This window comes from Vibrio sp. 1069 (assembly GCF_033340555.1).
In genome coordinates, this window is the sequence record NZ_JAWOWP010000710.1 from 1 (window position 1) to 573 (window position 573).

Here is a 573-nt window from a genome sequence, read left to right on the forward strand (position 1 = left end):
AACGACTCACCACCACTTTCCTCAATAATCTCAAGCCCAATCCTAAAACCGCGAAATCTGCTGATTACGAAATTAATCTGTCTGCTATGAAAGATAGTGGTTTGCCTGTGGGCGTTAGATGTCTGGTGGGTAAAGGAAAGGGATCTGTCAGGTTCATATATAGGTTTACCAGTCCTATAACCGGTAAGAAGGCGAGCATTGGTCTTGGTAGAGCTAGTGATACCGACCTAGTTACTTTGAGGAAAAAAGCGAAAGAGTATCGCCAGCAGATTCTTGAGGGTATTGATCCGAAGATTGAACGTGATACTGAAAAAGCTGACTCTTCTATGACTCTTGAGCGATTTTTCGAAACTGTTTACCTTCCGCTTCAAAAACAACGCCGCACATGGAAAGATGATGTGGCTCGGTTTCGCCATGCTAAGTCGATACATCACGTTCCAGTCAACCAGCTCACTGCTGCCCATATCGTTAAAGTTCAGATGGAAATGCAGGGAGCGATCAGTAAGACCACTGGAAAGCCTTATGCTACAGCTACGATTTGCAGAGTGTTGGCTCTCCTTAAATCAATCAATA

The 573-nt window shown here is 44.2% G+C and carries 1 protein-coding gene; it reads left to right on the forward strand.

Annotation, left to right across the window (positions count from 1 at the left end; genetic code table 11):
* Positions 1–573, forward strand: a 573-nt coding sequence (locus R7040_RS28610) for an Arm DNA-binding domain-containing protein (RefSeq protein WP_318097908.1), incomplete at both ends; no start/stop codon positions are given.